6 protein-coding genes and 1 tRNA gene are annotated in these 4,554 nt (G+C 40.8%); 2 read left to right on the forward strand and 5 right to left on the reverse strand.

Features of this window, described 5'->3' with window-relative positions:
* Window positions 1-76 (reverse strand) — tRNA-His (locus AC4PL9_RS13015).
* A gap of 100 nt (window positions 77-176) precedes the next feature.
* Here AC4PL9_RS13015 and AC4PL9_RS13020 point away from each other — a divergent pair.
* Window positions 177-689 carry a DinB family protein gene (locus AC4PL9_RS13020; protein WP_491605180.1) on the forward strand — a complete coding sequence of 171 codons (513 nt, stop codon included), beginning with the start codon at window positions 177-179 and terminating at the stop codon, window positions 687-689.
* A 4-nt stretch (window positions 690-693) separates the two neighbouring features.
* Here the strand turns inward: AC4PL9_RS13020 and AC4PL9_RS13025 are convergent, their stop codons facing one another.
* The 4 genes from AC4PL9_RS13025 to AC4PL9_RS13040 form a co-directional block, all read right to left on the reverse strand.
* Window positions 694-1,170: a DUF4442 domain-containing protein gene (locus AC4PL9_RS13025; protein ID WP_491605181.1), complete on the reverse strand. Its 477-nt coding sequence runs from the start codon at window positions 1,168-1,170 to the stop codon at window positions 694-696.
* Window positions 1,160-2,128, reverse strand: coding sequence for an NAD(P)H-dependent flavin oxidoreductase (locus AC4PL9_RS13030; RefSeq protein ID WP_491605182.1), 969 nt, complete (start codon window positions 2,126-2,128; stop codon window positions 1,160-1,162). The genes AC4PL9_RS13025 and AC4PL9_RS13030 overlap by 11 nt, the downstream gene beginning before the upstream one ends.
* A 129-nt stretch (window positions 2,129-2,257) precedes the next feature.
* Entirely contained in the window at window positions 2,258-3,730 is a 1,473-nt protein-coding gene (locus AC4PL9_RS13035) for an alpha/beta fold hydrolase (RefSeq protein ID WP_491605183.1), read from the reverse strand.
* 24 nt (window positions 3,731-3,754) lie between these two features.
* Complete coding sequence (locus AC4PL9_RS13040) at window positions 3,755-4,138, reverse strand: methionine-R-sulfoxide reductase (RefSeq protein WP_491605184.1); 384 nt, start codon at window positions 4,136-4,138, stop codon at window positions 3,755-3,757.
* 96 nt (window positions 4,139-4,234) lie between these two features.
* Between AC4PL9_RS13040 and AC4PL9_RS13045 the strand changes: the two genes are divergently transcribed.
* A partial coding sequence (locus tag AC4PL9_RS13045) for a hypothetical protein (RefSeq protein ID WP_491605185.1) occupies window positions 4,235-4,554 on the forward strand: 320 nt, incomplete at its 3' end.

Consider the following 4,554-nt stretch of genomic DNA (forward strand, 5'->3'; position numbering starts at 1 on the left):
GGGTGGAAGATGGGTCTCGAACCCACGACCTTCGGAACCACAATCCGACGCTCTAACCTACTGAGCTACAACCACCATTTTTGAGAGCGCAAATATAAGTAATTTCAACGAAATCGATTGCAAAGATTTTATATTTTTTTTAACTTCATAGCGAAATAAAAGATAAACACATGGAAATGAGTTGTAAAAATCAGCTGATCGATCAATTTAAACACCGGGTTTTTGATGAATCTTATCCCCGGATATTTAAATGCCTGGGAATGCTGAATGAGGAACAGATCTGGAACTCTCCTTCCGGAAATATTCCCTCCGTGGGTAATCTCATCATTCATTTGTGTGGAAATGCCAGGCAATGGATTCTTTCTGCTTTGGGAGATAAAGAAGATAACAGAGACCGGGAAAGTGAGTTTATCATTCATCGTAATATAAAGAAGTCTGACCTTCTATTTTTAATGGAAAATTTGCGTATTAACCTCATCGAAACACTAGATCTGCTCGAAGAAAAGGATCTTCAAAAAAAATATGTCATCCAGGAATTAAAAGAAAGTGGTTTTTCAATCATTATTCACGTTATCGAGCACTTTTCGTATCACACCGGGCAAATAACAACACTAACGAAGTTACAAACCAATCAAAATACGGATTATTACGGGGGAATTAATCTAAACAGTCTGAATAACCTAAACTAACAGGTTATCCGACAATTTTCACCGATAGCTCCATTTCTATCCGGGCTACTTTTTCGTTTTCTTTATCAAAAACGTCAATCGGGATAATCAGGTTTTGCCGTTCTTTTGTCTTTTCTGCAATCTCCATCATTTCCTCTATTTTTTTTCCGTGCGAGCTTACAAACAGCACATCTGTTTCAACTCTCCTGAAAAACTGAGCACTACAGCTCTTAAAGGCAAGAGAAATCTTTTTATTCCTTTGTACTGAATACGCGTAGGCATGTAATCCGGCACAGGTATCCCCCCCCACCATCAAGGCTCCAAAATAAATCGACCTAAGGTGATTACGCACCCTTCTTCTATTACGAATCTGAACCACAGCATACGTTTCATCAAACTGCAGCAATTTAGGTCGACAATAAAATAGCATTGGAATCTTGAAAAAACCTAGTAACCAAAGTTTTCGCTGCATTTCTTTAGCAGATGGAAATTTACTTTTCATCAGGAACTCCGTCTTTTAATTCTGTAATCACATCCTGTAACGGCCGAATAGCTTTTACATGTTCAATACTTGGCCCCGCACACCATAAAGTCTTATAAGTAGCGCTAAACGCTGCTTTTCTCAATTTTTTCATGCCCCGCAAAAAGGTAAGTGCCTTAAACCATTTTTTTAGCCGTTTGTTTTTATTCAGAATTTTTTCCAACCAGTTTTGTTCCGTACCTATCTTTTCGACATAAGGGGTTTTAATCACCGTACAAGGTGTTCCTGACAACTTGGTAGTCATCACAATATCTTTAGCTCCATAATCGACAATGGCCTGTTTGTACTCATCTGAGACACCTGCTTCTTCTGTTGCGATAAAAACCGAACCGATTGACAATCCGGAAGCCCCCATTTTCATTATTTCTGTCACCCCATCCGGTGTAGAAACTCCTCCTGCACTAATCACCGGAGCTTTGCAGGCTTTCAATAATTCAGGAACTAATTTTGCTGCGGTAATTCCTCCCGCATGCCCGCCAGCGTCTTTATTTACGGCAATAATCGCATCTGCTCCTAATTCATCTACCTTTTTCGCATACTGCACGTCTGTCACATCACAAAAGACTTTTATCCCGTTTGCATGTGCGTGGTCAATAGTTTGCTTCGGAGACCCTAAGGAAGTGATAAAAAATGCGATTTTCTCTTCACAACAAACTTCCAGTTGCTCTTTGTATAATAAATTAGACTTATTGACAATCAGATTTATACCGAAAGGTTTATCCGTAGCTGCTTTGATACGGCGGATTCCCTCCCGTAATTCGTCTACTGTTCTGTAATTCAGTGCCGGAATAGCAGCAGTAGCTCCTGCATTACACGCTGCAATAATCATAGCCTCATTCGACACCAAGAACATTGGTGCGACTATAATCGGTACTTCTATACCTAATAAATCACTTACCAAAGGTCTGTTTGTTTCCATTCTCTAAATATACAATTTTTATGCGCACATAGTATTTATTCAACTGTTAAAAAAATTACCAAATAGATTACTGAGCGCATCCGGACCTGATGGACTTTTTATCTTTATTCAAATAGCGTCTGAAACCGATTATTCTTCGATTTCAAAACTGCGTATCTCTCGGGTGAACTCACTCATTTCGCGCAAAACTTCTCCTTCTGCATCCAAATGAGGACTATGTCCCGCATCAGGGATTAAAACGCCTTCAGCTTCTTCTCCCAAAGCGCGTACACAATCTCTTACTTGTTCGGGAGATCCATACTGGTCATCCTCTCCCTGAATAATTAACGCAGGATAACTTGATCGACTAACAATATCCTTTTCAATATTCCAGGTACGAAACGCTTCGGTTTGCCAGGTGTCATTCCAATCCAAAAAGACTTTTTCTGTTTTCTCCGCATGAAATACTTCCAAACCTTTCAATTTGCCATTGTTCCAGGCTTCACGGGCTTCTTTGACACCTTGTATCGTAACTTCCTCATTATACACGTGCGCAGCCATTGTAATTACTCCTTCGACATGTTCCGGAAAAGCAGCAGCATACAGCAAGGCAATACTTCCTCCATCGGAATGTCCGACAAGAATCAAGGGATGTTTCTGTACTACCTGCTCGATAAATTCCGGTAGCTCACACAAAGCCGCCTCATGTAGATATCTGTCTGTTCGTTGGTGATGTACCGCATCCGAATATCCATATCCCCTGCGTTCAAATACAACACCGCTTAATCCCAGAACCTGACACAACTTTTCGGGAAAATCTCCCCATTGCTGTATAGATCCTAATCCCTCATGAAGAAAGAGAACAATCGGTTCATCCGGTTTCTCCTCCCCAATTGTCATATAGGCCAACTTTCCTTCACTGGTCTGCACAAACTGATAACAGAACGAATGTACATTCGTTTCAATAAATTGGGCAACCCGCTTTGGATTCAGGAATCCGACAGGATGCGGAAACGAAGGAACTTCTCTGTAAATGCCATTCTGTAAAGCCGAACAAATTTCCAGAGTAGCTTCTTTACTAACCATTCTATCTTTTCCACCTCGTCCCATACGAACAGGAATGGTAATGTCTTTTACCGTTTCTTTTGTCAGTACCGGATTATCTCCCAGTTCTCTCATAAAAGAAGCTGTAGAACTGCACAAAATCTCCAGATGGTCTCCGTGTAATTCGTTCAGATATGTATAAAATGCTTCCGATTTTTCTTGTATCAGCTCAATCGCCAGATTGGCCATTTCTTTTTTCGCCTCTTCGGGAGACCAATCGGTTTTCGTTCCCAACGTAACGATTCCTTTAATTCGATTCTCTCCTCCTGCGACTGCTGACAAAGCAAGATAGCCTCCCAGACTAAACCCGAAAACAAAGGTCTCTCCTACCTCATCTAAAAAAGTAGAAAAATCGCGTATAACAGTTTCCATGGAGAAGGAGTCTATTTCGTTACGGCGATCGCCATGCCCCGGAATCTCATAGTACAGGACCGTAAACCGTTCTTCCAACCATTTACCAATCGGGAACATTTCTGAAGCATTTCCGAGTGCTCCGTGAATCAAAACGATCTTTTCCATGCTTTTTGTCTTTTTTGTGCGTCTTTAACTCAAATCTGAAACGGGAATAAATTTCATCGATAGTGAATTGACACAATGCCGCGTATTCTTTTGGGTCAACTGCTCACCATAAAACACGTGACCAAGATGTCCGCCACAATTTGCACAAAGAATCTCGGTACGTCTGCCGTCTCTGTCCAGAACTTTTTTTACCGCTCCGGGAAATTCGTCATCAAATGCAGGCCATCCGCACCCACTATTAAATTTATCTTCCGAGCGGTATAAAGGTGCTTCACATTGCCTGCAAACATAAATTCCTTTTACAAAATGGTTGTCGTATTCTCCTGTAAAAGGCATCTCGGTACCTTTCCTTAGTAAGATACGCTGTTCTTCTTCCGACAAAGTATTCCAGTTTTCTTTTGCTTTCATCACTTATGTTCCAATTTAAAAGTCCTTGCAGGTAAAGATACCAAAACAGATGCGTTTTGTCATTGAATCCTTTAAATTCGCATTCAAATCACGATTATGACGGACATTTCAATATATCTCGATGCACAACGACAGCTTATCTCACTCGAAAAACAAGCACAACAGGACAGGTACGGTAAAGAACTTACTTCTCATTCCCTGAAAGAACTTAAACAACTGGGAGCGGCTTTACACCCTTTAAAAAGTAAGCACAACTACTTTGGCGCTGGCGATTTTCCGCAAATTGATTTTGAATTTTTACATCCTGTTGATACTTCCCAGTTCCGTCCGGGAACTCCTGTAGTTTGTTTTGTTCTTGAAGAGGGAGAAATTGAGGCATCACTGGCTGACATTACAGAAAAAGGAGGAACAATTCG

It is taken from the genome of Wandonia sp., from assembly GCF_984588085.1.

Coding starts and splice junctions, on each gene's coding strand:
- AC4PL9_RS13035 (WP_491605183.1), bottom strand. CDS start 3,730: ATGGAAAAGATCGTTTTGATTCACGGAGCACTCGGAAATGCTTCAGAA.
- AC4PL9_RS13040 (WP_491605184.1), bottom strand. CDS start 4,138: ATGAAAGCAAAAGAAAACTGGAATACTTTGTCGGAAGAAGAACAGCGT.
- AC4PL9_RS13030 (WP_491605182.1), bottom strand. CDS start 2,128: ATGGAAACAAACAGACCTTTGGTAAGTGATTTATTAGGTATAGAAGTA.
- AC4PL9_RS13020 (WP_491605180.1), top strand. CDS start 177: ATGAGTTGTAAAAATCAGCTGATCGATCAATTTAAACACCGGGTTTTT.
- AC4PL9_RS13025 (WP_491605181.1), bottom strand. CDS start 1,170: ATGAAAAGTAAATTTCCATCTGCTAAAGAAATGCAGCGAAAACTTTGG.